Origin of the sequence: Streptomyces glaucescens (assembly GCF_002154375.1) — a bacterium.
GTDB classification, from domain to species: domain Bacteria; phylum Actinomycetota; class Actinomycetes; order Streptomycetales; family Streptomycetaceae; genus Streptomyces; species Streptomyces glaucescens.
In genome coordinates, this window is the sequence record NZ_MUND01000386.1 from 637 (window position 1) to 1,679 (window position 1,043).

At 71.0% G+C, this 1,043-nt stretch carries 2 protein-coding genes; both read left to right on the forward strand.

The features are described from left to right. Window positions 1-346 (forward strand): 2Fe-2S iron-sulfur cluster-binding protein (locus tag CCN42_RS44735; RefSeq protein ID WP_245877446.1); only part of this gene is annotated, 346 nt, incomplete at its 5' end. 56 nt (window positions 347-402) lie between these two features. Beyond that, on the forward strand, window positions 403-1,043 hold a 641-nt coding region (locus tag CCN42_RS24470; protein ID WP_086738853.1), incomplete at its 3' end, for a TetR/AcrR family transcriptional regulator.

Here is a 1,043-nt window from a genome sequence, read left to right on the forward strand (position 1 = left end):
GGAGGGGCTGATGGCCGCCGTGGCGGAACGGTTCCCCGGGGTCCGTACGGAGCGGTTCGCGCCGCGTACGGGGGCGGGCGGCGACGGTGCCTTCGAGGTGGAACTGCGCCGCAGCGGGGTGACGTTGACGGTGCCGGCGGACCGGAGCGTGCTGGCGGCGGTGCGGGACGAGCTGCCGGACACCGCGTACTCCTGTGAGCAGGGCTTCTGCGGGACCTGCCAACAGCGGGTGGTGGAGGGCGAGGTGGACCACCGGGACGAGCTGCTGACGGACGCGGAGCGCGACGACTCGATGCTGATCTGTGTGTCGCGGGCCCGAGGTGAGCGCATCGTGCTGGATATGTGAACACCGTCGGCCGATCGGGGCCGCTCCCGGCCGAATTCGATCGGTAAGGTGTTCGTATGACTACCGGGGTTCGCCGCAGAATGGGAGTCGAGGAGCGGCGGCAGCAGTTGATCGGCGTCGCCCTCGAACTCTTCAGCCGACGCTCTCCCGACGAGGTCTCCATCGACGAGATCGCGTCGGCCGCGGGCATCTCCCGACCGCTGGTCTACCACTACTTCCCCGGAAAACTCAGCCTGTACGAGGCCGCGTTGAAGCGTGCGGCGGAGGATCTGGCAGGCCGGTTCGCCGAGCCCGCCGAGGGGCCGCTGGGCGCGCGGCTGCTGCGCGTGATGGCGCGGTTCTTCGACTTCGTGGACGAGCACGGGCCCGGCTTCTCCGCGCTGATGCGCGGCGGCCCCGCGGTCGGCTCGTCCACGACCAACGCGCTGATCGACTCCGTGCGCCAGGCCGCCTACGAGCAGATCATCGCGCACCTGGGGATGCCCGAACCGCCCGCACGCCTGGAGCTGGTGGTGCGCTCCTGGATCTCGCTCGCCGAGTCGACGGCGCTGATCTGGCTGGACGGGCGGCGCATCCCGCGCGAGGAGCTGCAGGCGCAGCTCGTGCACGACTTCGCCGCGCTCATGGCGGTGAGCGCGGCGTACGACGAGGAGATGGGCGCGCTGCTGCGCCGCGTCCTGAAGGACGAGCCGGGCGA